Here is a 26,081-nt window from a genome sequence, read left to right as displayed (position 1 = left end):
TGAGGGAAGTCTTCCTGCGCCGTTCTTTGAATCCCATCACAATCGTCGCACTCCCCTTTTCCCTTTTTACCCGTGACGGCTAAATTAGTAACTCATCCGACCACATAACAATAATTTTACATTGGAAGACATTATGAGCCGCTACCCGTCACTTTTCGCCCCGCTTGAGCTGGGGTTCACAACGCTCAAAAACCGCGTGTTGATGGGCTCGATGCATACTGGCCTGGAGGAGCTCCCGGACGGCGCACAGCGGCTGGCGGCCTTTTACGCCGAGCGCGCTCGCCACGGGGTAGCGCTGATTGTCACCGGCGGCATTGCCCCTGCGCCTTCCGGCGTTACCATGGCAGGCGGCGCGGTGCTTAACGACGCCAGCCATCTGGCCCACCATCGCCACATCACCGACGCGGTGCATCAGGAAGGCGGTAAAATCGCCCTGCAAATTCTGCATACCGGGCGCTATAGCTACCAGCCTAAACTGGTTGCCCCTTCCGCGCTTCAGGCGCCGATCAACCCCTTCACGCCGCATGAACTGAGTCACAATGAGATCTTACAGCTGATCGATGATTTTGCCCGCTGCGCCCAGCTGGCGCGGGAAGCCGGGTACGATGGCGTCGAGGTGATGGGCTCGGAGGGTTATCTGATTAACGAATTTCTCGCCGCGCGCACCAACCTGCGCAACGACCAATGGGGCGGCGATTATGCCCAACGTATGCGTTTTGCTGTAGAGGTCGTCAAAGCCGTTCGCGAACGCGCGGGCAGCGATTTTATTATCATCTACCGCCTGTCGATGCTCGACCTGGTGAGCGGCGGCAGCACCCTGGCAGAAGTCACCGAGCTGGCAAAAGCCATTGAGGCGGCCGGGGCAACCATTATCAATACCGGTATCGGCTGGCACGAAGCGCGTATTCCGACCATCGCCACCCCGGTGCCGCGCGGTGCGTTTAGCTGGGTCACCCGCAAGCTGAAGGGCGCGGTGTCGATCCCACTGGTCACCACCAACCGCATTAATGACCCTGAAGTAGCGGAGACGATCCTTGCCCGTGAAGATGCCGACATGGTGTCGATGGCCCGCCCTTTCCTCGCCGACAGCGAATTTCTCTCCAAAGCGCAGAGCGGGCGCGCGGATGAGATCAATACCTGCATCGGCTGTAATCAGGCCTGCCTGGATCAGATCTTCGCCGGTAAAGTCACCTCGTGCCTGGTGAATCCACGTGCTTGCCATGAAACCCAGATGCCAATTGTCCCGGCGGCAGCGCCAAAGCGGCTGGCAGTGGTTGGCGCAGGCCCTGCTGGACTGGCCTTTGCCGTTAACGCCGCCTCTCGCGGGCATCAGGTGACATTATTTGACGGGCACAAAGAGATTGGCGGCCAGTTTAATATCGCCAAGCAGATCCCCGGCAAAGAGGAGTTCTACGAAACCCTGCGCTATTACCGGCGAATGCTGGATCTGACCGACGTCGTTCTGCGTCTGGAGACCCAGGTCACGGCGGACGATCTGCTGGCGTTTGATGAAACGATCCTTGCCACTGGCATCGCGCCACGGATGCCGAATATCGCGGGTATCGATCATCCGAAGGTGCTGAGCTATCTCGACGTCCTGCGCGACAAAGCGCCGGTCGGCGAGAAGGTGGCGATTATCGGCTGCGGTGGGATCGGCTTTGATACCGCCATGTACCTCAGCCAGTTCGGTGCTGCTACCAGCCAGAATATCGGCGAGTTTTGCCTCGAATGGGGGATTGATACCAGCCTGCAGACCGCCGGAGGGCTGCGCGCGGAGGGGATTCAATTGGCGAAAAGCCCACGTCAGATAGTGATGCTCCAGCGCAAAACCAGCAAGCCCGGCGACGGCTTAGGGAAAACTACCGGCTGGATCCACCGCACTACCCTGCTGGCCCGCGGCGTTAAAATGATCCCCGGCGTCAGCTATCAACGAATCGATGATCAAGGCTTACATGTGACGATCGGCGGCGAATTGCAGGTGCTCAACGTCGATCAGGTCATCATCTGCGCCGGTCAGGATCCTCGCCGTGAGTTAGTTGACCCGCTGCAGGCTGCGGGAAAAACGGTGCATCTGATTGGCGGCTGCGATGTGGCGATGGAGCTGGATGCCCGGCGAGCAATCGCCCAGGGCACCCGGCTGGCGCTGTCGATTTAAAAATTCATACTCTGACAATCGCGAGCGCCGTATTCAAACTCGCGTTTGTTATCCCCCTGCGTGAGGCGGTACAGCACCCGTAATCCCAGAGACTGGGGAACGGCGTGGCGACAAAAACGGGCAAAGTCCTCACGCGTTTTTTTGTCCCACCCCTGCGAGGCGATATTTTTTAAATCTTGTGCATCGTAGGTAAAGACCAGCGTTTTATCCTCAAAACCCACCTGAGTTAACAAGACATTTTTCTCCACCTGCTGAGGAAGTTTAAGCGTTTTAATTTCCTCAGTGGTTATCTGTACGTATTGTGCCCATTGTTCCTGGGCCTTGTGATTGTGGATTTTATTCGCCAGCGGCAAACCCGCACCAAAGAAAATAACCAGCATCAGAACCGATGTTATCAATGCGGGCCTACGTAATTTTTTACTGACGACGGTCCCTTCTTTTACCATTTGATGGTATTGCCAACATGCCACTAGTGCGAAAGTGAAGCCTGGGATAACAACAACCCACAATACGTTAAAAAGCGTATAGCCCTGGCCAGAAATCATCAACAGCTGGTCGAACATATAGCAAACTATCGCCATAGCGGCGCAAATCCGGCTCTTTTTATAAATGCCAATCCCCAGCCCTAGCCAGAGCAGGAAAAAAGTGATGGCGCGAACCGCACCACTTAAACCGGATGGAAAAATAACCATGACCACAATTATGGTCGCACAGCTCAGCAGGCATAGTCCCAGACCGATACGAACGGCGATATTGATATTTTTGGCAACGATGGCTTCACTCATCGATTCTTATCCCTTTTTAAATTGACAGTCTTTCGGCGTAAACGTCAGGTCACGCGTCTCGTATCCTTGCGCAAAGCGGACTATCATCGTTAAATCAAGTGAGGTTGCAACATCGTTGGCACAGTAGCGGGAGTAGAGTTTTCTGGCATGCGCGTAGAAATTGGCTATCGGTAAATCAGCTAACTTTTCATGGCTCACCTGATGCTCAACAATCAGGGTGTGCTGTTCAAAATAGATATCGGTAATAGTGAGGTTATTATTAATTTTCATCGGCAGCGGGATCTTACTCTTATCTTCCATCACCGATTGATAGAACGCCTGCCAGAGAATATTTCTGGTGTGCTTCTGCACCTCTTTCATACCAAAGTAAGCAGAATGGAACAGTACTAACACAATCACGGCAAGTGTTATTGTTTGCTTATAAATGCGCTCGCTATCATCTATATTTTTCTTCTTATATTTATGCTGTTTCCAGCAGGCGATAATTCCGCTGGAAAAACACAGCAACCACAAAAAAGTGGCAATAAGCCAGATAAAACTAAAACTCTGCCCTGGTGGAATCAGTTCAACAGAAAGTTTTTCGATAACGTATAACAGCAGTGCGGTAACCGCGCAGGCGCGACTGTATTTATAAATGCCGAATGCCAGCGCTCCCCATAAAATAATAAAAAAAAGATTACCCCATAAGGCGTTATCTTCACCAGAACCGAACCAACCAGCCCCCGTAATAAATATATATACAGCGCATTGTATCAGGCAGATAAAAATGGCAGGATTTCTGGCAAGGCGAATTTTCCGCGGAATCAATTTCTCTTGGTTACATTCATCTTCCTGATGATTCACGTTAATAATCCCCACTCAGTTAATACAAATGGGCAGGCCATTCCCGGCCTGCCCGTCAACTCAGTGGATTATTATCCTTTAACGCTGCTTACGCAATTTCACTGCTTTTAAAATCACAAATTTATTATTCGTGGCGATAGTAGTGCAGTTGCCGAACGCGCGCTTCAGCTTGCGAAAATAATCGAGGTGGCGGTTGCCGACCACGTACAGCTCGCCGCCGTACTTCAGGCTGCGGCGGGCATCGTTGAACATCTGCCACGCAATATGGTCGGTGATCGCATGCAACTGATGGAACGGCGGGTTGCAGAGAATGGCATCAAAGCGGTCCGGCTCAATGTCAGTCAGCGCGTTATTGACCACAAACTCGCAGCGCTCAATATCGTCCGGCATGTTGGTTTCGACGTTCAACTGACTGGAGGCTACCGCCATGTACGATTCATCGGTAAACATCACCCGGGCATTAGGGTTTAAGGCCAGCGCCTGGAGACCAATCACGCCGTTGCCGCAACCGAGGTCGGCAATTTCACCTTCGATGCCTTCCGGCAGATAGTCGAGGAAGAAACGCGCGCCGACATCGAGACCGCTGCGGGCAAATACGTTGGCATGGTTGTGAATCGTCCACGGAGTACCGTCCAGCTGCCAGCTATAGGTCTGCGGCGCGTCGGTGACTTCGGGCGCGGTAAAGGTACAAAAAATCAACCGCGCCTTTTTCCATGCCAGCGAAGTGGTGGTGGTTCCGAGGATCTTTTCGAACAGCGCCAGGGTGGAGTTATGCACATCGCGCGCTTTCGCGGCGGCGATGATGCGGGTTTCCGGCGTCACCACATCACGCAGCGCACGTAGTTGCTGCTCTAACAGCGCCAGCTGTTTCGGCACCTTAATTAATACCAGCGCCGGTGCTGCGGGCAGCTCGCTCAGGGAATCCTGAAAGCGCACGCTCTCTTCATCGATGCCGTTCATCCGCAGATTATAGCGGGTCGCCAGCTCAGCAACGTAGGAGTCGTTAATGCTCACCGGGTTGCGTTCCGCCAGCGCACAGCCCAGCGCGCCGAAGCTATCATTGAAAATGAGCGTCAGGCCGTCGACGTCATTCACCTGTTGCAGCAGATATTCATCCGCTGCTTCCCATGCCTGAAGCGCTTCCTCTTCAGCATTTGGTGGGAACCGCTCTAATGTGAATAACTCACCGTTTAACTCTACCTGGCTCATCGCCTCTGTGCCTCCGGAATACTAAAACCCGCGAGTTTATACGCAAACTTCGCCCAGTTGAATAGAGATCCGCCGATTATCTCCTCCTCGTGGGCGATAGCCTATTACGCCGGGAGGTCATCCTGCGACAGGCGAGACAAGCGCTTATCATTCAGACTGTATTTGCCCATGATAACGATCAGCAGCGCGACCAGAACGCCGGGGAAGACGGTGAACAGCAGCTTGATCATCTCCAGCGCGGACTCGGTTTGCTGCGCCGCGCCGCCAACGTAGTCACCCCATGCCAGCATATAGCCCACCAGCGCGCCGCCGATGGCGATACCGAGCTTAATAGCAAAAAGATTAGTTGAAAAAACGATGCCGCTGAGCTTTTTACCGCTGCGTTTTTCTTCCGCATCAATAATATCGGACAGCATGCTCCACTGTAACGGCGTGGCGGCAAGCTGAATAATGTTGATGATAATCACCAGCGCAAAGATAGCGGCCACGTTACCCGCCGGGACAAAGTACATGCCAATCAGCAGCACCGCCTCCAGGGCCATCGAGATTTTAAACCCTTTGACCTTATCAATATTTTTAAAGATAAACGGTGAAAGCATCGCTCCCAGCACGCCGGACGCCAGGGTGGTGGTCAACAGCAGGCTGCCCAAATCCGCTCGCCCCATAATATTGTTAACGTAGTACAGCGTCGTTCCGCCTTTGAACAGCACCGCAATCAGGTTGACGACGTTGAGCGCGAACAGAATGCGCCAGTCTTTATTGGCGAGCAGCGTTTTCAGGTCATCAAGAATGCTGCTTTGGTTGTTCACCGCAATATCCGTGGAAAAGCGCTCTTTGGTCAGGCCAAAACAGATAAAGAACAGAATGATGCTCAGGCATCCCATCACAATCATGGTGTAAAAATAGCCGTTCTGCACGTTCCCCTGGCCAAGGAAAGCCACCAGCGGCAGCGCTGTGAGCGAGACAATCAGGCCGCCGAGGGTACTGAGTGCAAAGCGCCAGGACTGGAGAGAGACGCGCTCTCTGGAATCGTTAGAGATATTATTGATCATCGCGCAATACGGTACGTTAATGGCCGTATAGACTAAAGATAATAAGGTATAAGAAACATAAGCATAAATAAGCTTACCGGTATAGCCAAAATCCGGCGTATAAAACGTTAAGCAGCAAAGTACGCCAAAGGGAATAGCGAACCACAAAATATAGGGCCGGAATTGCCCATATTTAGTACGGGTACGGTCCGCGACAGCGCCCATTAATACATCGGTCACTGCATCTAATACCCTTACCGCGAGAAACATGGTCCCCATATGTGCCGGGCTTAAACCGAATACGTCGGTATAAAACCAGGCCATAAATAGCATTACCGTCTGCCAGACTAAATTACAGCCGGTATCGCCTAACCCATAACTAAATTTTTCTTTGATACTTATACGGGCAGTATTCATCGCGTCTCCGCCTAAAAGAACGTTAAGATTTGTCCTCTGTACGTTATTGCGAAGGGCCTGCTGATTATGTATAAATCATCCTGTGAAATATAAGAAGAGTGTACTCGATGAGTGATGAATCTCCCGTTTTCGAAAAGATCCCCGTGGGCACCGGCGAGCTGTTTACGCTGCGTGTAGATAACATAAATGATTTCAATGGGATAAACGTAGTCCCCCATTATCATATGATGGATGAGCTGATGTGGTTCCGGGAATCAGGGGGAAGTTATTCGATCGGTGACGAAAAATTCACCATTAAAAACAATACCCTGGTATTCGTTCCCGCCTTACTGATCCATGAAATGACGCTCCCGGCCGCCGCCAGCCACAAGCGCTATCTTATGCAATTTGAGAAAGAGTGGCTGGAGGGGTACGACCTGTCATTGCCTGCCGCCCACTGCGGCGCGGTGGTGTATCTTTCTGGTGAAGAGGCCGAACGCCTGGAGCTGCTGCTAAGCTGGTGCGGGGAGTTCAGCGACTTCTCCGATTCGCTATTCCGATCGCTTATGCAGAGCGTACTGCTCCACGCGTTTAATAGCCTGAAAGACTCGGTCCAGATTACCGAACGCACCAGCCATCGCTATCTCAGCGAGCTTATCGAACTGCTACAGTCCATCGATGCCAGCGAGAATTTTGAGATGACCACCGAAGAGGCCGCTCGCCGCTGCCAGTGGTCGAAATCCTGGTTTTCAAAGACCTTTAAATCGGCCTTTGGAATCAGCTTCAAAAAATTCATGCTGCTGCGTAAACTCAATATTGCCATCAATCTCCTGACCAATACCGACCTGAAGATCAGCGACATCTCGCAAAGCGCCGGTTTCACTGACAGCGCCTATTTTTGCCTAAAGTTCAAAGAGATGATGAACGATACTCCGCTGGCCTTTCGCCACAAGGTCAGAAGCACCGATGCGGTAGGGAGCCGCGCAGATAAATAAATCGCTTTTTGTGAGCGGCATCACGGGGTGAGTGGACGTTTATTATATAAATAAAACCAGTCTATATATCCCCCGACAGACCGACTACTTACAATCATCGTTATATTTTTTGCATCAAGGGTAAATACGATGATTCAGAATCCTGTTTTTAAAGGTTTTAATCCTGACCCCAGTATATGTCGACGCGGTGATGATTATTACGTGGCGGTATCATCATTTGAATGGTTTCCCGGTTTACCAGTTTATCACTCCAGGGATCTTAAACATTGGCAATTACTCACTCACGTTCTTACCGACGATAACAACCCAGATTTAAAAAAACTGCCTTCAGCCAAAGGAATTTGGGCACCAAGTCTGACCTGGTGCGAAGAAGAACAACTATTTTACGTTATTTATGGTGTGATGAACTCCATGAGTTCACGCTATTTCGATGTGGATAATTATCTTATTACCGCCAGTGAAATAACCGGCCCGTGGAGTGAGCCAATATATCTCCACTCTGCCGGGTTCGATGCCTCAATCCTTCACGACAACGACGGTAAAAAATGGATCGTCTCTCTGGAGTGGGAAACCCGAGAAGGTTATGAGAAGCCTGGGGCTATTTGCCTGGTGGAGTACTCGCCACAAGCACAAAGTATCGTCGGCTACCCGCAGCGAATCTGGCATGGCGGTACCAACCGCGGCTGTATTGAAGCACCACATCTGACCCGACGCGGCGACTATTACTACCTGATGGTTGCCGAAGGCGGTACCGGATATGGACATGCGGTCACCATGGCCCGCGCAACGGAAGTCACCGGCCCCTATGAAGGCGATCCGATGAACCCAATCGTCACCTCCTGGCCGCAGAACTTTAACGAGCGCAAAGACGCAGGGCATCTGAAGCCGCACTACTTCAATCCGGAAACCTATCTGCAAAAGGCCGGGCACGGCAGCTACGTCGAAACGCCCAATGGCGAAGTCTGGTTAACCCATCTGTGCAGTCGCCCGTTCCGTAAAGAATTGCGCTGCCCATTAGGCCGCGAGACGGCGATTCAAAAGATGGAATGGACCGACGAAGGTTGGCTGCGAATGGCGTCTGGGGGCAATCTCGCTCAGCACCAGGTGGAAGAATCTAACCTGCCTTCTCATTTCTTTCCGGCCAAAGCGGATATTGATGATTTCGATGGGCAAACGCTGGATAACGCGTTTTATGCCCCGAGGATTCGCTTCCAGCGTTTTACCAGCCTGAAGCGTAAAGCGGGCTACCTTGCCGTGCGCGGACAGGAGTCGCTGAGCTCGCTGAATAAGGTCAGCCTGCTGGCGAAAAAACTCACCTCGGTATACGCAAACATCACCACGAAAATGGATTTCAGCCCCGAGATTTATCAGCACAGCGCGGGTCTGGTGCTCTATTACGACAACATGAACTATCTGTTCCTGCATAAAACCTGGGATCAAGCCTCTGGCTCTGCGCAACTGGCTATTATTCATATGGATAACGGCGAACGTCATGACGACCCGCAGAAAATTCGCCTCGCGGAAGGAGAAATCTATCTGGCGATGGCCATTAACGGCCGGGAGATCCAGTGCTCATGGTCTGTCGATGGCGAAAAATATCAAAAAATCGGCGCGATCTACGACACATCGCGTTTTTCTGATGAATATAGCCGCTACGGCGAGTTTACCGGCGCATTTGTCGGCCTGGCCTGCGTGGATAGCATGCTGCATCGCAAAGAGGCGCTGTTTGATTTCTTCGGCTATCGGGCGGTTGAAGACGCAATAATTGAGTAAACCGGACCTTCTGGCATCCTGCCCGCGCGGGATGCTAGAATTCGCGCCAGTTGTCGCTTAATTACGCAAACAGGCCCCATGAGCACATTAACCTATCTCCAGGGTTACCCTGAATCCCTGCTGGCGCAGGTCACCACCTTAATCGAACAGAATCGCCTCGGCGAGGTGCTGAAAAAGCGCTATCCGCAGGGCCATGATATCAACAACGATAAAGCGCTGTACCAATACACCCAGGATCTGAAGTCTCGCTATCTGCGCGGCGCGGCCCCTATTAATAAGGTGATGTACGACAACAAAATCCACGTACTGAACAACGCGCTCGGCCTGCATACTGCTATCTCGCGGGTACAGGGAGGCAAGCTGAAGGCGAAAGCTGAAATTCGCGTCGCCACCGTTTTTCGCGATGCGCCGGAGGATTTTCTGCGGATGATCGTGGTACACGAACTGGCGCACCTGAAGGAAAAAGACCACAACAAAGCGTTCTATCAGCTGTGCTGTCATATGGAGCCGCAGTACCATCAGCTGGAGTTTGATACTCGCCTGTGGCTGACGCAGCTTTCGTTAGAGCGTTCTGCGCCATAGCGCACTGGTTTTGTCATGATGGCGTGTTAGAGTGACGAAAGGTCCCTTTTTACGGAGTTCGTCAACGTTTATGATACGTTTCGCAGTTGTTGGCACAAACTGGATAACTAAGCAGTTTGTCGATGCCGCCCATGAAACCGGCAAATATAAGCTTACCGCCATCTACTCCCGTAGCCTTGAACAAGCCCAGGCCTTCGCCAGCGATTATCCCGTCGAACACCTCTTCACCTCACTGGAAGAACTGGCGCAATGCGCTGATGTTGACGCGGTTTATATCGCCAGCCCTAACTCGCTGCATTTTCCGCAAACCCGCCTGTTTCTGAGCCATAAAAAGCATGTGATTTGCGAAAAACCGCTGGCCTCGAATCTGCAAGAAGTGGAAGCCGCGATTAAAGTCGCGCGGGAAAATAACGTGGTGCTGTTCGAAGCGTTCAAAACCGCCAGTCTGCCAAACTTCCTGCTGTTGAAGCAGTCGTTCGACAAGATCGGCAAGCTGCGCAAAGCCTTTATTAACTACTGCCAGTACTCCTCCCGCTATCAGCGTTATCTCGACGGCGAGAACCCCAATACCTTTAACCCCGCCTTCTCTAACGGCTCGATTATGGATATCGGCTTTTACTGTCTGGCTTCTGCGGTCGCGCTGTGGGGCGAGCCGCGCGCAGTGCACGCCAGCGCCAGCCTGCTGGACAGCGGCGTCGATGGTCAGGGCACGGTAGTTTTAAGCTACGGTGATTTTGATGTCACTCTGCATCACTCTAAAGTGAGCGATTCCGCAATCCCGAGCGAAATTCAGGGTGAAGCAGGCGCGCTGGTTATCGAGAAAATTTCGGAATGCCAGAAAGTCTGTTTTATACCGCGCGGCGGCAAGCCCCAGGATCTGACGCAGCCACAGCACATCAATACTATGCTGTATGAAGCGGAAGAGTTTGCTCGCCTGGTGGAAGCCAACGAGGTTGCTCATCCGGGTCTGGAAGTGAGCCGCATCACAGCGAAGCTGCTGAGCGAGATTCGTCGCCAGACCGGCGTGGTCTTCCCGGCGGATTCCCAACCCGTGGCGTAAAGGAGTGTAAATGGTCCGTCGAACTCCATTGACGCCATTTATAACTTGTAATACTTTGTTACGCGCAAAGGGGAGTAACTTCCTTGCCGGCCGATCGTCATTACGATGCGTGAAAAACCGCATCCGGTCGCCGGGCAACAAGATTTGATTCTTGTTGTAAGTGAGACCTTGCCGGAAGGCGAGGTCTATGCATAAAAGCGCAGCGGCTGCCGTCTTCCGACGTCAGCCGTTTTGTTTTTATGTAAGGAATATCGTAATGAATACTGTCGGCACACCGTTGTTATGGGGCGGATTCGCAGTGGTCGTGGTCATCATGTTGGCTATCGACCTATTGCTGCAAGGACGGCGTGGTGCACATAGCATGACCATGAAGCAAGCCGCTGGCTGGTCAATCCTCTGGGTTACCCTCTCACTTCTGTTTAACGCCGTTTTCTGGTGGTATCTGGTGCAAACCGAAGGTCGCGCCGTGGCCGACCCGCAAGCGCTGGCGTTCCTCACCGGTTATCTGATCGAAAAAGCGCTGGCCGTGGATAACGTTTTCGTCTGGCTGATGCTGTTTAGCTACTTCGCCGTTCCGCCTGCGCTTCAGCGTCGGGTGCTGGTCTATGGCGTACTTGGCGCGATCGTGCTGCGTACGATCATGATCTTTGCCGGTAGCTGGCTGATCTCCCAGTTCGAGTGGCTGTTGTACGTCTTCGGCGCATTCCTGCTGTTTACTGGTGTGAAAATGGCGCTGGCGAAAGAGGATGATTCAGGTATCGGCGATAAGCCGCTGGTGCGCTGGATACGCAGTCATCTGCGCATGACCGATAAAATTGACGGCGAACATTTCTTTCTCCGCAAAAACGGCGTGCTATACGCTACGCCGCTGCTGCTGGTGCTGATTCTGGTCGAGCTGAGCGACGTTATCTTTGCCGTTGACAGTATTCCGGCCATCTTCGCCGTCACCACCGATCCGTTTATCGTGCTGACCTCAAACCTGTTCGCGATTCTCGGCCTGCGCGCGATGTACTTCCTGTTGGCGGGCGTCGCAGAGCGCTTCTCGATGCTGAAATATGGCCTGTCGGTGATCCTGGTGTTTATCGGTATCAAGATGCTGATTGTCGATTTCTTCCATATTCCAATCGGTATCTCGCTTGGCGTGGTGGGCGGCATTCTGGTATTGACGCTGATCATCAATGCCTGGGTCAATAAGCAGCACGATAAGAAAAAACAGCTGCAATAAAGGCACAAATGACCGGGTGAATCCTATTCGCCCGGTCTGCAATGTTCACCATGTATTATTCTTACTCATGTCACAAAATCGTTAATATATAGTTAAAAAATGAATTCTCAGCGCCAGAGACAGCATTTTACCCTTCCCCAATAGCGTTCTTTCCGTATACTCAACCAGGCAAACATCTATTTACATCCGGATATAAACGTTACAAATAATGCGTAGCCGGGACGGACAGCAACATCACTGGAAGGAATGAATCATGGCAACTCAATCACCCCGATCGACCCTGCTACGGCGACTGGCTCAGGGCAGTCTGGTCAAACAAATTTTAATCGGTCTGGTGCTCGGCATACTGCTGGCGATGGTTTCAAAGCCTGCCGCAGAGGCAGTCGGGCTGCTGGGCACGCTGTTCGTCGGCGCGCTAAAAGCCGTCGCGCCGGTGCTGGTATTAATGCTGGTGATGGCCTCCATCGCCAACCATCAGCAGGGGCAAAAAACCAGCATCCGCCCGATTCTGTTCCTCTACCTGCTGGGAACCTTTGCCGCCGCGTTAACCGCGGTGCTGTTTAGCTTTGTCTTTCCTTCAACGCTGCATCTGAACGCAGCGGCAGACAGTATTACTCCGCCGTCAGGTATCGTTGAAGTTCTGCGCGGGCTGCTGATGAGCATGGTTTCTAACCCGATTGACGCTCTGCTGAACGCTAACTATATCGGGATTCTGGTATGGGCTGTCGGTCTGGGATTTGCGCTGCGCCACGGTAACGAGACCACCAAAAATCTGATTAACGACATGTCCCACGCGGTAACTTTTATCGTGAAGGTAGTGATTCGCTTCGCACCGCTGGGTATCTTCGGTCTGGTGGCCTCAACGCTGGCAACCACTGGTTTTGAGACCCTGTGGGGCTACGCGCAACTGCTGCTGGTGCTGGTGGGCTGTATGCTGCTGGTAGCGCTGGTGATTAACCCGCTTCTGGTATTCTGGAAAATCCGCCGCAATCCGTATCCGCTGGTGCTGACCTGCCTGCGCGAAAGCGGCGTTTACGCCTTCTTCACCCGTAGCTCCGCCGCCAATATTCCGGTGAATATGGCGCTGTGCGAGAAGCTGAATCTGGACCGCGATACCTACTCAGTTTCTATCCCGCTGGGCGCGACCATCAATATGGCCGGGGCGGCGATTACCATCACCGTATTAACCCTCGCCGCTGTACACACTCTGGGAGTACCGGTGGATCTGCCGACTGCGCTGCTGCTTAGCGTCGTGGCATCGCTGTGCGCCTGTGGCGCTTCCGGCGTGGCGGGTGGTTCGCTGCTGCTGATCCCGCTGGCCTGTAATATGTTCGGTATTCCGAACGATGTTGCCATGCAGGTCGTTGCCGTCGGCTTTATCATCGGCGTATTGCAGGATTCTTGCGAAACCGCGTTGAACTCCTCAACCGATGCGCTGTTTACCGCCGCCGCTTGTATCGCCGAAGACGAGCAGATAGCGAAAAACGCTCTGCGTAGTTAATCCCCTTCCCCTCCGCTAACGCGCGGAGGGGCTCTCTTCCTGCACCGCTTTTTCGACTTTAAACGGGTCAATACCACGCTTTTGCATCCGCCGGAAGCGAACGATGTTCAGACCGTTCATGACCAGAAAACTTCCTTCAATCATCGTGCCACCGATCGATCCCAGCCAGAAGTTATGGATAACCCAGCAGGCGGTCGCGCACCACATCACGCAGCGAACGGTGAGGCCGGTACAGCGAAAGAGCGCCCAGGTGCTGGCAAGCGTGCCAACAATCGGCAGCAGTTCCATCGCGTGTTGCAGCTTTGCCAGCCCCAATACCAGGGTGAGCACAATAAACACGGCCATCACCCACAGCTTACGGGTGCGCATGGAGATCAGGGTTCGGACAGTATTCAGCTCGGCGCTCATGCCCGCCGGATACGCGCCCATCAAAAAGAAGTGCAAGCCAATAGTGGCGCTGTAGACGGCAAGCTGCAGCTTAAAGCGCCGCTCATCGCGGTTGAAAAAAGTGGTAATGCCGATCAGAAAGGCGATGACACCAACGCCCTGGGCAAGCCAATACGCGGTCATGATGGGAAGTCCTTATAAAACAAAACGGCGCATCATCATCTGAAACGCCGCTTCCGGAATACCGCCCTTTTATTACTCTAAAGATTTCGCACCGCAATCACGGCGTGAAAGATAACGAGTAATTAGAGAGTGACACCGCTTTTGAATATAGCCAGTTCGCGGAAATCATTACGTTCGTTACAAGTCTGCTTACCGTTAGCAAAGTCCACAATGGTATCAACAAACTCTTCCAGTAGCTGCGGCATTGCTTTGCCGTGAATCAGCTGACCGGCATCGAAGTCGATCCAGTGCTTCTTCTTCGCCGCCAGTTCGCTGTTGGTGGCGATTTTAACCGTCGGAACGAAACCGCCGTATGGCGTGCCGCGACCGGTACTGAACAGCACCATATGGCAGCCCGCACCGGCCAACGCGCTAGTCGCTACCGCATCGTTGCCCGGCGCGCTCAGCAGATTAAGGCCGTGCACTTTCAGGCGCTCACCGTAGCGCAGCACGTCAACCACCTGGCTGGAGCCCGCTTTCTGCGTGCAGCCCAGTGATTTATCTTCCAGCGTGGTGATGCCGCCCGCTTTGTTACCCGGCGATGGATTCTCGTAAATTGGCTGTTCGTGGGCAATGAAGTACTGTTTGAAATCATTGACCATCGTTACCAGCTTGCCGAAGGTCTCTTCGTCGCGACAGTGGCTCATCAGCAGCTGCTCAGCGCCGAACATCTCCGGCACTTCGGTCAGTACGGTAGTGCCGCCGTTGGCAATCAGGTAATCCGAGAAACGCCCCAGCATCGGGTTGGCGGTAATGCCGGACAGACCATCGGAACCGCCGCATTCGAGTCCAAACTTCAGCTCGCTCAGTTTACCCGGCTCGCGCTTGTCGTGGCGCATCACGTCGTAAAGCTGATGGAGATGCTCGATCCCCGCTTCCACTTCGTCATCCTGGTGTTGGCAGATCATAAAGTGAACGCGTTCAGGATCGAACTCACCGAGCGTTTCACGAAAAGCATCAACTTGGTTGTTTTCGCAGCCCAGACCAACTACCAGCACCGCGCCCGCATTTGGGTGACGCACCATATTTTGCAGCATGGTCCGGGTGTTGATGTGATCGTCACCGAGCTGCGAACAGCCATAGGTATGGCTGAAGAGATGAACGCCGTCGATACCTTCAGCATCGTTTGTCTCTTTCAGAAAACGATTCTGCATCTGACGGGCCATCGCGTTGACGCAGCCAACGGTCGGCAGGATCCACAGCTCGTTACGCACGCCAACATCACCGTTGGCGCGACGATAAATCTGGATATCGCGATCCGCAGGCTGCGCGACGGGCTCGATAAGTTCCGGTTGATAGCTATACGCGTCGAGATCGCTTAAGTTAGTGCGCGTATTGTGGGAGTGGATATGTTCCCCCGGCGCAATATCCGCCAGCGCATGTCCTATCGGCAGACCGTACTTAACGACGTTGTCTCCCTTCGCAATGCTACGCAGCGTAAACTTATGCCCGCGCGCAACATCCTGAGCCAACGTGACCGTATCGCCGTCAATGGTGACCACCGTGCCTGCCGCCATATCCGCCAACGCTACCGCGACGTTATCTTGCGAATGGATTTTAATGTATTGCATATCAACCGACCTCTGGTCTTAGTTCAGTTCAATGGCGAAGTAGTCACGCGCATTGTTAAAGCAAATATTTTTCACCATCTCACCCAGCAGCTGAATATCCGCTGGCGCTTCGCCCGCTTCCACCCAACGGCCAATCATCTGGCACAGGATGCGACGGAAGTATTCGTGACGGGTGTAGGAGAGGAAGCTGCGGCTATCGGTCAACATGCCGACAAAGCGGCTCAGCAGGCCAAGCTGCGCCAGTTGGGTCATCTGACGTTCCATACCGTCTTTCTGATCGTTGAACCACCAGCCGGAACCGAACTGCATCTTGCCCGGCATCCCTTCGCCCTGGAAGTTGCCGGTCATGGTGCCCAGCACTTCGTTGTCGCGCGGGTTCAGGCAATAGAGGATAGTTTTAGGCAGCAGATTTTGTTCGTTCTGCTTGCTCAGGAGCTTAGACAGCTCTTCTGCCATCGGACGGTCGTTAATGGAGTCAAAGCCAACATCGGCACCCAGCAGTTTGAACTGACGCTGGTTGTTATTACGCAATGCCCCAATGTGGTACTGCTGTACCCATTCGCGACGGGCATATTCAGCGCCAAGGAACACCAGCACCGCCGTTTTGAACTGCGCAACTTCATGCTCGTTCAGAGCTTCACCTGCCAGGCGACGCGCCAAAATGCTATCCAGTTCACTTTCGTTGGCTTCGGCGAACAGCACCACATCCAGCGCGTGGTCAGAGACCTTACAACCGTGTGCAGCGAAGTGATCCAGACGTTTAGTCAGCGCAGATTGCAGGTCAGTAAAACGACGAATGTCGGTATCGGACACTTCGCCCAGCTTCGCTATGTAATCATTGAAGGTAGCCTGTTCGATGTTGAAGGCTTTATCCGGACGCCAGCTCGGTAGCACCTTCACGGTGAAGGTACCGTCTTTAGCAATGGAAGCGTGATGTTCCAGCGAATCGATCGGATCATCGGTAGTGCCGACCATTTTCACGTTCATCTGCTGCATGATACCGCGTGCGGAGAATGTGTCCTGCGCCAGCAGGTCGTTGCACCGATCCCAGATTTCATCTGCGGTTGTCGGAGAGAGCACCTTACCTGTAATACCAAAAGGACGACGCAGTTCAAGATGGGTCCAGTGGTATAACGGGTTGCCAATGGTATGCGGTACGGTGGCCGCCCAGGCATCAAATTTCTCGCGATCGGAGGCATCCCCGGTGCACAAACGCTCGGCAACGCCGTTGGTGCGCATCGCACGCCATTTGTAGTGATCGCCTTTCAGCCAGATGTCATACAGATTTTTGAAGCGATAATTTTCGGCGATCTGCTGCGGCGGTAAATGGCAGTGATAGTCGAAAATCGGCTGATCTTTAGCGTAATCATGGTACAGGCGGCGGGAAAACTCGGTATCAAGCAGAAAATCTTCGGTCATAAACGGTGTCATTTTCGTGTCCTCTTCAGCCCCAGGGGAGCCCATCAGATGATTGACTATAATGCTGACAAAGTTATCACACCAATTTCTACAGGCCGAAGTATTTTTCGTGAGTTAGATCAATAAACGTCAATAAATAAATTACCATCAAAGGAGTAAAAAGCCCGCCAGGGCGCGCCAGCTCTGGCCCCTCTCAAAGAAATAAATGCCCACACAAACTTTCCCACTTTTGTGATGTCACTCACCTTTTGAAGTTGTATGACAAGTTATCTTGCTGCCGTCGAAACATATAAACCGACGGAATGTATTACCGATGATAAATCACATCGGATTGACCGGTATGGACACCGAACTAGACACAACAATTAATGGCAAGGTTCGGGCCATATGAGGTTTCCTCTCATGAGCCCTCCGTTTCACCTTCTTCGCCTCGGTTACAGGGCTGGAAGATAGCCGCACTGGCTGCGGATATAAAATAAACGACGAGGTTTACATGCGTAAAATTAAAGGGTTACGTTGGTACATGATCGCGCTGGTGACGTTAGGCACCGTGCTCGGGTACCTGACGCGTAACACTGTGGCGGCAGCTGCGCCAACTCTGATGGAAGAGTTACACATCTCCACCCAACAGTACTCCTATATCATCGCAGCCTATTCCGCTGCTTATACCGTGATGCAGCCTGTCGCTGGCTACGTGCTGGACGTTTTGGGTACCAAAATCGGCTATGCCTTCTTTGCTGTTGCCTGGGCAGTCTTCTGCGGCTCCACGGCGCTGGCGGGAAGCTGGGGCGGCCTGGCGCTGGCGCGTGGCGCAGTAGGTGCCGCTGAAGCCGCGATGATCCCCGCAGGTCTGAAGGCCAGCTCTGAATGGTTCCCGGCAAAAGAGCGTTCAATCGCCGTCGGCTACTTCAACGTTGGCTCTTCTATCGGTGCAATGATCGCGCCACCGCTGGTGGTATGGGCTATCGTAATGCACAGCTGGCAGATGGCGTTTATTATCTCCGGCGTCCTGAGCTTTGCCTGGGCAATGGCCTGGCTGGTTTTCTACAAACACCCGCGCGATCAGAAAAAATTAACCGAAGAAGAACGCGAATATATCATTGGTGGCCAGGAGTCTCAGCATCAGACCAATAACGGCAAGAAAATGTCCCCATGGCAGATTCTGCGCAACCGTCAGTTCTGGGGTATCGCCCTGCCGCGCTTCCTTGCAGAACCTGCATGGGGGACCTTCAACGCGTGGATCCCGCTGTTCATGTTTAAAGTTTACGGCTTTAACCTGAAAGAGATCGCCATGTTTGCGTGGATGCCAATGCTGTTTGCTGACCTCGGGTGCATCATTGGGGGTTACCTGCCGCCGCTGTTCCAACGCTGGTTTGGCGTTAACCTGATCGTTTCGCGTAAAATGGTGGTCACCATGGGTGCGCTACTGATGATTGGTCCAGGGATGATCGGTCTGTTTACCAGCCCATTCGTGGCTATCGCGCTGCTGTGCGTCGGTGGCTTTGCTCACCAGGCGCTGTCCGGTGCGCTGATCACGCTCTCTTCCGACGTATTTGGTCGTAACGAAGTGGCAACAGCAAACGGCCTGACCGGTATGGCCGCATGGCTGGCCAGTACTATGTTTGCCCTGGTCGTCGGTGCACTGGCTGATACCATCGGCTTTAGTCCGCTGTTCGCCGTGCTGGCGATATTCGATCTGCTGGGTGCCGTGGTTATCTGGACGGTCCTGAAAAATAAATCAGCCGATGACGATCCCACGCCGTTAAACACCAGTAAACCGGCAACGCAAAGCTAGAGTCTACCTGGTTAATTAGGACATGAAAGCCGCCTGTATAAAGGCGGCTTTTTCGTCTCTTCTGGTGGTGAGATGTACGTAAAAGTGGTATAACAAATCCAATATTGTCGCCATCTCCCGGGAGCGAATATGGAAATCACTGAATCGCGTCGTTTGTATCAGCAGCTTGCCGCCGAGCTGAAGACGCGTATTGAACAAGGTGTCTACCTTGTGGGCGATAAACTGCCCGCAGAGCGGTTTATCGCTGATGAAAAAAGCGTTAGCCGCACCGTGGTTCGCGAAGCCATTATTATGCTGGAAGTGGAAGGCTACGTTGAAGTCCGTAAGGGGTCAGGCATTCACGTTATTGCTAACCAACCGAAACATCAGCAAATTCCTGATGAGTCGCTGGAGTTCGCCAGCTATGGTCCGTTTGAGCTGCTGCAAGCCCGTCAGCTCATTGAAAGTAATATCGCCGAGTTCGCTGCCACTCAGGTGACCAAGCAAGACATCATGAAACTGATGGAAATCCAGGAGAAAGCGCGTAAAGAAAAATGCTTCCGCGATTCCGAGTGGGATCTCCAGTTTCACGTTCAGGTGGCGCTGGCGACGCAAAACACCGCCTTAGCCGCCATCGTTGAAAAGATGTGGACTCAGCGTGTGCATAACCCGTACTGGAAAAAGCTGCACGACCACATCGACCTGCGCACCGTCGATAACTGGTGTGACGATCATGACCAAATCCTCAAAGCGCTTATCCGCAAGGATCCACACGCGGCAAAACTGGCCATGTGGCAGCATCTGGAAAACACCAAGCTCATGCTGTTTAACGAAACCAGCGATGACTTCGAATTCAATGCGGACCGCTATCTGTTTGCTGATAATCCGGTCGTTCATCTCGATACCGCTGCCAACGGCGCAAAATAGACCATTATCATCTTCCCGGGCAGCCATTGCGCCGCTGCCCGCAAACCCCACAGGGTAAGCAAAACATATATAGTGTCAGCCTGTGTAAATACTCTCGCCTCCCTCCTTCGCAATCAGCAAAATCAATATGCAACAAACAGCAATTTCTATGACGTAAAGTCAGCTGGTTTGTTACAATTAGATGCATTTTGTCGTTCTGAGAGTTAGCTTTTGCTTACTTCACTTTTAAACAGGGATCCGTTCAGAGCGCAGCAGCGACCATAATCCAATAAGAAGCCATGTCGCCATGCATACACCGCGTTCAGACGTGCCGTTAACCGATGTACCAGGAATCGTGAATGGAACTATTAACCCAATTGTTAAATGCATTGTGGGCTCAGGATTACGAAACACTCGCTAATCCGTCCATGATTGGCATGCTGTATTTTGTCTTATTTATGATTTTGTTCCTTGAGAACGGTTTGTTACCAGCTGCCTTTCTACCGGGCGACAGCCTGCTCGTACTGGTCGGCGTGTTGATTGCTAAGGGCGCGATGGGCTTTCCTGAAACGCTGTTGCTCCTCACCGCTGCGGCAAGTCTCGGCTGCTGGCTAAGCTACATTCAGGGTCGCTGGCTGGGTAATACGCGAATCGTACAAAACTGGCTTTCGCACCTACCCTCACACTACCACCAGCGCGCGCATCACCTTTTCCATAAACACGGGCTTTCTGCGTTGCTGATAGGCCGTTTTATCGCCTTCGTCCGCACGCTGCTGCCAACCATTGCCGGGCTATCGGGCCTGAGCAGCACGCGCTTCCAGTTCTTTAACTGGATGAGCGGCCTGCTGTGGGTTTTGATTCTCACCTCGCTGGGATATCTGCTGGGGAAAACGCCGGTATTCCTGAAGTATGAAGATCAGCTGATGTCCTGCCTGATGCTGCTGCCCGTCGCGCTGCTGGTGTTTGGTTTGATTGGCTCGCTGGTTGTCCTGTGGAAGAAAAAACACAGAAGCCGGAGCTGATGATGGTGATTAAACGTCCTACACTGCGTCACATAAGCTGGGTGCTGGGCGGCTCGTTACTCCTGTGTGGTCTGTTCTGGCTCTGGCTGACCGTGCAACAGCAGGAATCCACGCTGGCAATCCGCCCGGTCAGTCAGGGAATCAGCATGCCGGATGGTTTTTCCGTCTGGCATCATCTCGACGCCAACGGCATCCGTTTTAAAAGCATTACGCCGCAAAATGATGGCCTGTTAATCAAGTTTGACTCCAACGCCCAGGGCGTCGCAGCCAAAGAAGTGCTGGGCCGCGCTCTGCCGCATGGCTATATTATTGCCTTGCTGGACGATGATAATTCGCCGACGGCCTGGATTTCACGCCTGCGCGATACCCCGCATAGATTCGGATAAGCAACGAAAATTCCGAATATTTTCACCCGGTTTGGTGATTCTCCGTTTTACTTACTATGCTTAAGTTCGCGGGGGTGACCAGACCCACGTTAATCAACTGGATCGGGTATAGTCGTTAGATATGCCCTCACACAATGGAAGGTAGCATCCATGAAACACCGCATCGCTTTGATCCTGGTACTGACTTCACTTAGCACCAGCGCCTTTGCCATCTCCCCTTGTCAGGAAAAAGAGCAGGACATCCAGCGGGAGATTAGCTACGCAGAAAAACATCATAATCAGAACCGTATTGATGGTTTGAATCGGGCGCTTAGTGAAGTCAGAGCAAACTGCAGCGACAGTAAGCTCAAAGCTGAACACCAGCAAAAAATCGCCAAACAGCAAGCAGAGATAGCCGAACGGCAGAACGATCTGCGCGAAGCCGAACAGAAAGGCGATGCTGACAAAATCAGCAAACGCCAGCATAAACTTGATGAAGCGCAGCAAGAGCTGAAAACGCTGCAATCTCGTGAGTATTAATGCATTAAGAACGACCTATACCTAAAATAATTCGAGTTGCGTGAAGGCGGCAAGTGAGAGAATCCCCAGGAGCTTGACTTCCGTAAGTGACTGGGGTGAGCGAGCGTAGCCAACGCACAAGCAGCTTGAAGTATGACAGGTATATATGGATCACTTTAACAGGAGAAAAAAATGGCTAAAGATAACGTTGCAGAAGACCTGCGTGCGGAACTGAAAACGCTGGCTGACACCCTGGAAGAAGTGCTGAACTCCTCCACGGATAAATCGAAAGAAGAGATTGGTAAGCTGCGTAGCAAAGCCGAAAGCGCGCTGAAAGAGAGCCGCGTTCGTTTGGGAGAAACCAGCGACGCCATTGTGAAGCAAACGCGCGAAACCGCTGCTCGCGCCGATGAATACGTCCGCGAAAATCCGTGGACTGGCGTCGGAATTGGCGCAGCTGTCGGATTGGTGCTGGGTGTTCTGCTGACGCGTCGCTGATTATGGCAAACTCTCAACACACGCAGGGGCCGGGGCAAAGCGTTTTCGGCATTGGTCAGCGGATAGTTACCCTGCTGGTCGAAATGGTGGAAACGCGCCTGCGCCTGGTGGTCGTGGAGCTGGAAGAGGAGAAAGCGAATCTCTTTCAGCTGTTCCTGATGCTGGGGCTGACGTTGCTATTTGCTGCATTCGGGTTGATGAGCCTGCTGGTCCTCATTATCTGGGCCGTTGATGCGCAATATCGCCTGAACGTGATGATAGCCACCACCGTGACCCTGCTGCTGGCGGCGCTGATCGGCGGTATCTGGACGCTTAGTAAGGCCCGACGTTCGACGTTTCTGCGCCTTACGCGTCAGGAACTGGCTAACGACAGGTCCTTGCTGGAGGACGATAAGCCATGAGCCGCGACCAACAGGAACGTGAACGGCAAAAAGCACGTCTGCTGCGTCTAATCCAACAGCAACGGCTGGATCTCAACGCCAGCCGTCGCGACTGGCTGGAAGCAACCGCGCCAATAGATCGCGGCTGGCATACTCTACTTAACTTGCGTTCATGGGCGATGGTCGGCAGCGGCCTCGTCGCAGTGTGGTCTGTCCGCCACCCGCGCTTTTTACTCCGTTGGACGAAACGCAGTTTTGGTCTCTGGAGCACCTGGCGCATGGCCCGTGGCCTGCTGCGTCAGCAATCAACACGCTGAGGCACATCTGTGCCTCTTCTTATTTAACGTCCCCCACCGAACACCATTATCCAGACCGCTCAGTCGGCCCTTCTATTCATTTGCTTTATCAATGGTTACTCAGAATCTTTGAAGTAGATCTACAGTTTTCCTTGCTAACAATTACGTCACAGCCTCGCTAATATTCACTCCATCGACAGCAACCCCGCGTCATACGCAGGATTGCACCAAAAAACAAAATCGCCGCCCTTTGGGTTTTATGGAGTAAGAAATGAAAAAATTAGAAGATGTTGGTGTACTGGTAGCACGCATTCTGATGCCAATTCTGTTTATCACCGCAGGTTGGGGAAAAATCACTGGTTATGCGGGTACCCAACAATATATGGAAGCCATGGGCGTCCCTGGGTTTATGCTGCCGCTGGTTATTCTGCTTGAATTTGGCGGCGGTCTGGCAATCCTGTTCGGTTTCCTGACTCGCACTACCGCGCTGTTCACCGCAGGCTTCACCGTACTGACCGCGTTCCTGTTCCACAGCAACTTTGCTGAAGGTGTGAACTCGCTGATGTTCATGAAAAACTTGACCATCGCTGGCGGCTTCCTGCTGCTGGGTATCACCGGCCCGGGCGCATTCAGTATCGACCGTGTGCTGAATAAAAAGTGGTAAGCGCACTATACTGATTAAAAAAAGCGAGGGGACATCTCCTCGCTTTTGCTATCTGAGGGAGGAAATGATGGGACAATTAATTGACGGCATCTGGCACGATACCTGGTATGACACCCAATCCACCGGAGGGCGGTTCAAGCGTTCTGTTTCTGCCTTTCGCAACTGGCTAACCGCCGACGGTGCACCAGGACCGGGTGGTGAACCCGGGTTTCCGGCGGAAAAAGACCGCTATCATCTGTACGTTTCTCTTGCCTGTCCATGGGCACATCGCACCTTAATTCTGCGTAAGCTGAAAGGGTTAGAGCCGTTTATTTCCGTCTCGGTGGTCAACCCCTTAATGTTCGAGAACGGCTGGACGTTCGACGATAACTTTCCGGCGGCCACTGGAGATACCCTCTATCAGCACGAATTTCTTTATCAGCTTTACCTGCATGCCGATCCGCAATACAGCGGGCGCGTTACGGTGCCAGTGTTGTGGGATAAAAAACAGCACACCATCGTCAGTAACGAGTCGGCTGAAATCATCCGCATGCTCAACTCCGCTTTCGATGGGCTGGGGGCTCGTGCCGGAGATTACTATCCACCTGAGCTGCGTGAACAAATTGATGAGCTGAACGGCTGGATCTACGACAACGTTAACAACGGCGTTTATAAAGCTGGATTCGCCACCAGCCAGCAGGCCTACGACGAAGCGGTCGATGCGGTATTTACCTCGCTGGAGCGCCTTGAGCAAATCCTGGGACAGCACCGCTTCCTGACGGGTAACCAGTTAACCGAGGCAGATATTCGCCTGTGGACTACATTGGTTCGCTTCGACCCGGTGTATGTGACCCATTTTAAATGCGATAAACACCGCATCAGCGATTACCTCAATCTTTATGGCTTCCTGCGGGATATCTACCAGATGCCAGGCATTGCTGAAACGGTAGATTTTGCCCATATTCGCAACCATTACTATCGTAGTCATAAAACGATCAACCCAACCGGGATTATCTCCATTGGTCCACAGCAGGATCTCAGCGAACCGCACGGCCGCGATCTTCGCTTCCGCTAAGATATTGGGCGCTATTTACAGCGCCCAGTAATTCATACAGCAAATATTTGCCAACATTTCATTCGCGTCTATTCTTATTTCGATCGCTTTAAAAACAAGTGATTGACGGTTAATTGAGGCGTAGAAATGGACTGGTATCTTAAAGTATTACAAAACTATCTTGGATTTGGCGGCCGTGCCCGGCGCAAAGAGTACTGGATGTTTATTCTGGTCAACATCATCCTGACTGGCGTACTCAGCATCATTGATAAGATGCTCGGCTGGCAGCGCGCGGGAGGAGAAGGCATCCTGACGACTATCTATGCCATACTGGTATTTTTACCGTGGTGGGCGGTGCAGTTTCGTCGTTTGCACGACACCGACCGTTCAGCATGGTGGCTGTTATTACTGCTGATTCCTGTTATCGGCTGGCTGGTGATCATTATCTTTAATTGCCAGAACGGTACTCCCGGCAATAACCGCTTCGGGCCGGACCCAAAACCAACCTCATACTAACAATGTGCCCCTTGCCAAAAAGGGGCGCACGTTGCTCTATCTATTCATAAACAGCTTCGGGATCTCGCGCAGACACCATGACTTCGCTTCACCCATACTATCGCGGCGCCAGGCCATAATGATATCAACCTCATTACTGTATTCCGGGCTGACCACCCGTAAACGACCTTCGGCAATATCCTGCTCAACGAGCGGATAAGGCATTGTCGCCACGCCCAGTCCTGCCAATAGCGCCTGACGTTTATCTTCAATCGTACTGACGGTTAATCGCGGCTGCTTGTCGAGCAGTTGCACCGTCAATACCGGGCGTTCGCGAGCGGTATCGGCCACCGCTACGCCGCGATACTTCACGCGCGTAACTTCAGAAAGCGGCTCTGGCTCTTGATGAATCGGATGATCCGGCGCGGCAACGTAGACGCTTGTCACCGAGTAAAGCTTGCGGGAATTAATTTCCGACGATGAGCGAAAATGCATATCCGGCGCAACGACAATATCCGCCCGACCCTGCTCGAGGCGCTCCCACGCACCGGCCAGCACTTCAGTAATGATCGACAGCTGAGTATTAGATTTGGTCGCCAGCTTTTCAATCAGCGGGAATAGATTGGTGGTTGGCACCAGCGCTTCGGTGACAAGAGTCAGATGCGTTTCCCAACCGCGCGACAGGGCTTCAGCGTCGGTCGTCAACTTATCCGCTGCTTCCAGCAGAACCCGTCCACGCTCCAGCAGCATTCGCCCAACGTTGGTGAATTTTGTTCGATGTCCTGAGCGGTCAAACAGCACGACATCAAGCTCCTCCTCCAGCTTTTGCATGGTATAGCTCAGCGCCGAAGGAACACGACCGAGTTCATCAGCCGCAGCGGCAAAGCTTCCGCGTCGGTCAATCGCATCCATAACGCGCAACGCTTCCAGCGTTAGTGCTCTCTCTTTGGCCATCATTCTCTCATTCAGGAAATT

At 52.7% G+C, this 26,081-nt stretch carries 26 protein-coding genes; 18 read left to right on the top strand and 8 right to left on the bottom strand.

Translation table 11 applies throughout. The features are described 5' to 3' along the window. Positions 1-133: 133 nt before the first annotated feature. Positions 134-2,155: an NADPH-dependent 2,4-dienoyl-CoA reductase gene (locus tag HV213_RS03575; RefSeq protein ID WP_181484782.1), complete on the top strand. Its 2,022-nt coding sequence runs from the start codon at positions 134-136 to the stop codon at positions 2,153-2,155. Here the strand turns inward: HV213_RS03575 and HV213_RS03570 are convergent. From HV213_RS03570 to HV213_RS03555, 4 genes are all read right to left on the bottom strand, one after another. After that, positions 2,152-2,940 (bottom strand): hypothetical protein, encoded by a 789-nt coding sequence (locus HV213_RS03570; RefSeq protein WP_181484781.1) that lies wholly within the window; start codon positions 2,938-2,940, stop codon positions 2,152-2,154. The two genes, HV213_RS03575 and HV213_RS03570, sit on opposite strands and share 4 nt — an antisense overlap. A gap of 6 nt (positions 2,941-2,946) precedes the next feature. Then, positions 2,947-3,783 carry a hypothetical protein gene (locus HV213_RS03565; RefSeq protein WP_228288588.1) on the bottom strand — a complete coding sequence of 279 codons (837 nt, stop codon included), beginning with the start codon at positions 3,781-3,783 and terminating at the stop codon, positions 2,947-2,949. A 78-nt stretch (positions 3,784-3,861) separates the two neighbouring features. Continuing rightward, entirely contained in the window at positions 3,862-4,992 is a 1,131-nt protein-coding gene (gene rlmG, locus HV213_RS03560) for a 23S rRNA (guanine(1835)-N(2))-methyltransferase RlmG (protein ID WP_181484780.1), read from the bottom strand. 104 nt (positions 4,993-5,096) lie between these two features. Then, positions 5,097-6,440 carry a glycoside-pentoside-hexuronide (GPH):cation symporter gene (locus tag HV213_RS03555; RefSeq protein WP_181484779.1) on the bottom strand — a complete coding sequence of 448 codons (1,344 nt, stop codon included), beginning with the start codon at positions 6,438-6,440 and terminating at the stop codon, positions 5,097-5,099. 107 nt (positions 6,441-6,547) lie between these two features. Here HV213_RS03555 and HV213_RS03550 point away from each other — a divergent pair, with 107 nt between their 5' ends. From HV213_RS03550 to sstT, 6 genes are all read left to right on the top strand, one after another. Further along, positions 6,548-7,414 (top strand): helix-turn-helix domain-containing protein, encoded by an 867-nt coding sequence (locus HV213_RS03550; RefSeq protein ID WP_181484778.1) that lies wholly within the window; start codon positions 6,548-6,550, stop codon positions 7,412-7,414. 129 nt (positions 7,415-7,543) lie between these two features. Beyond that, positions 7,544-9,187 (top strand): glycoside hydrolase family 43 protein, encoded by a 1,644-nt coding sequence (locus HV213_RS03545; RefSeq protein ID WP_181484777.1) that lies wholly within the window; start codon positions 7,544-7,546, stop codon positions 9,185-9,187. 78 nt (positions 9,188-9,265) lie between these two features. Further along, positions 9,266-9,769, top strand: a complete 504-nt coding sequence (locus HV213_RS03540) for a M48 metallopeptidase family protein (protein WP_181484776.1) — start codon at positions 9,266-9,268, stop codon at positions 9,767-9,769. A gap of 70 nt (positions 9,770-9,839) precedes the next feature. Then, a complete protein-coding gene (locus HV213_RS03535) occupies positions 9,840-10,829 on the top strand; it encodes a Gfo/Idh/MocA family protein (protein WP_181484775.1) in 990 nt (329 codons plus the stop codon). 256 nt (positions 10,830-11,085) lie between these two features. Beyond that, the gene (locus HV213_RS03530) at positions 11,086-12,054 is read left to right on the top strand and encodes a TerC family protein (protein WP_181484774.1); all 969 of its coding nucleotides are present in this window, start codon (positions 11,086-11,088) and stop codon (positions 12,052-12,054) included. A 253-nt stretch (positions 12,055-12,307) separates the two neighbouring features. After that, positions 12,308-13,555 carry a serine/threonine transporter SstT gene (sstT, locus tag HV213_RS03525; RefSeq protein ID WP_181484773.1) on the top strand — a complete coding sequence of 416 codons (1,248 nt, stop codon included), beginning with the start codon at positions 12,308-12,310 and terminating at the stop codon, positions 13,553-13,555. A gap of 15 nt (positions 13,556-13,570) precedes the next feature. Here sstT and HV213_RS03520 read toward each other — a convergent pair whose 3' ends face one another. The 3 genes from HV213_RS03520 to uxaC all read right to left on the bottom strand — a co-directional run bounded on the left by HV213_RS03520 (position 13,571) and on the right by uxaC (position 17,166). Then, positions 13,571-14,125: a YgjV family protein gene (locus HV213_RS03520; protein WP_181484772.1), complete on the bottom strand. Its 555-nt coding sequence runs from the start codon at positions 14,123-14,125 to the stop codon at positions 13,571-13,573. Positions 14,126-14,247: 122 nt separating this feature from the next. Continuing rightward, positions 14,248-15,735 carry a UxaA family hydrolase gene (locus tag HV213_RS03515; protein WP_181484771.1) on the bottom strand — a complete coding sequence of 496 codons (1,488 nt, stop codon included), beginning with the start codon at positions 15,733-15,735 and terminating at the stop codon, positions 14,248-14,250. Positions 15,736-15,753: 18 nt separating this feature from the next. Next, positions 15,754-17,166, bottom strand: coding sequence for a glucuronate isomerase (gene uxaC, locus HV213_RS03510; protein ID WP_181484770.1), 1,413 nt, complete (start codon positions 17,164-17,166; stop codon positions 15,754-15,756). 481 nt (positions 17,167-17,647) lie between these two features. On the opposite strand from uxaC, the gene HV213_RS03505 reads away from it, so the two are divergent. From HV213_RS03505 to HV213_RS03455, 11 genes are all read left to right on the top strand, one after another. Next, positions 17,648-18,949 (top strand): MFS transporter, encoded by a 1,302-nt coding sequence (locus HV213_RS03505; protein ID WP_110272942.1) that lies wholly within the window; start codon positions 17,648-17,650, stop codon positions 18,947-18,949. A gap of 129 nt (positions 18,950-19,078) precedes the next feature. Beyond that, entirely contained in the window at positions 19,079-19,855 is a 777-nt protein-coding gene (exuR, locus tag HV213_RS03500; protein ID WP_181484769.1) for a transcriptional regulator ExuR, read from the top strand. Between the two features lie 338 nt (positions 19,856-20,193). After that, positions 20,194-20,856 (top strand): DedA family general envelope maintenance protein YqjA, encoded by a 663-nt coding sequence (yqjA, locus tag HV213_RS03495; protein WP_181484768.1) that lies wholly within the window; start codon positions 20,194-20,196, stop codon positions 20,854-20,856. 8 nt (positions 20,857-20,864) lie between these two features. Further along, positions 20,865-21,242 (top strand): EnvZ/OmpR regulon moderator MzrA, encoded by a 378-nt coding sequence (gene mzrA / locus HV213_RS03490; protein ID WP_181486327.1) that lies wholly within the window; start codon positions 20,865-20,867, stop codon positions 21,240-21,242. A gap of 150 nt (positions 21,243-21,392) precedes the next feature. Next, entirely contained in the window at positions 21,393-21,761 is a 369-nt protein-coding gene (locus HV213_RS03485) for a DUF1090 domain-containing protein (RefSeq protein ID WP_181484767.1), read from the top strand. A 171-nt stretch (positions 21,762-21,932) separates the two neighbouring features. Further along, complete coding sequence (locus HV213_RS03480; RefSeq protein ID WP_004125506.1) at positions 21,933-22,238, top strand: ElaB/YgaM/YqjD family protein; 306 nt, start codon at positions 21,933-21,935, stop codon at positions 22,236-22,238. A 2-nt stretch (positions 22,239-22,240) separates the two neighbouring features. Further along, the gene (locus HV213_RS03475; protein WP_112213622.1) at positions 22,241-22,639 is read left to right on the top strand and encodes a phage holin family protein; all 399 of its coding nucleotides are present in this window, start codon (positions 22,241-22,243) and stop codon (positions 22,637-22,639) included. Beyond that, on the top strand, positions 22,636-22,935 hold the full coding sequence (locus HV213_RS03470) for a YqjK-like family protein (RefSeq protein WP_181484766.1): 300 nt from the start codon (positions 22,636-22,638) through the stop codon (positions 22,933-22,935). Before HV213_RS03475 ends, HV213_RS03470 begins: the two co-directional genes overlap by 4 nt. A gap of 250 nt (positions 22,936-23,185) precedes the next feature. After that, entirely contained in the window at positions 23,186-23,578 is a 393-nt protein-coding gene (locus tag HV213_RS03465) for a DoxX family protein (protein ID WP_110272936.1), read from the top strand. A 67-nt stretch (positions 23,579-23,645) separates the two neighbouring features. Then, complete coding sequence (locus tag HV213_RS03460; protein WP_181486326.1) at positions 23,646-24,632, top strand: glutathione S-transferase family protein; 987 nt, start codon at positions 23,646-23,648, stop codon at positions 24,630-24,632. 126 nt (positions 24,633-24,758) lie between these two features. After that, complete coding sequence (locus tag HV213_RS03455; protein WP_112213618.1) at positions 24,759-25,127, top strand: DUF805 domain-containing protein; 369 nt, start codon at positions 24,759-24,761, stop codon at positions 25,125-25,127. 36 nt (positions 25,128-25,163) lie between these two features. Here the strand turns inward: HV213_RS03455 and HV213_RS03450 are convergent, their stop codons facing one another. Beyond that, positions 25,164-26,060, bottom strand: coding sequence for a LysR family transcriptional regulator (locus HV213_RS03450; protein ID WP_110272932.1), 897 nt, complete (start codon positions 26,058-26,060; stop codon positions 25,164-25,166). Positions 26,061-26,081: the final 21 nt, after the last annotated feature.

It is taken from the genome of Klebsiella sp. RHBSTW-00484, from assembly GCF_013705725.1.
In the GTDB taxonomy this organism is placed as follows: domain Bacteria; phylum Pseudomonadota; class Gammaproteobacteria; order Enterobacterales; family Enterobacteriaceae; genus Klebsiella.
Note: the sequence above shows the minus strand (reverse complement) of the source record. Positions and strands in the feature narration are given on the sequence as shown.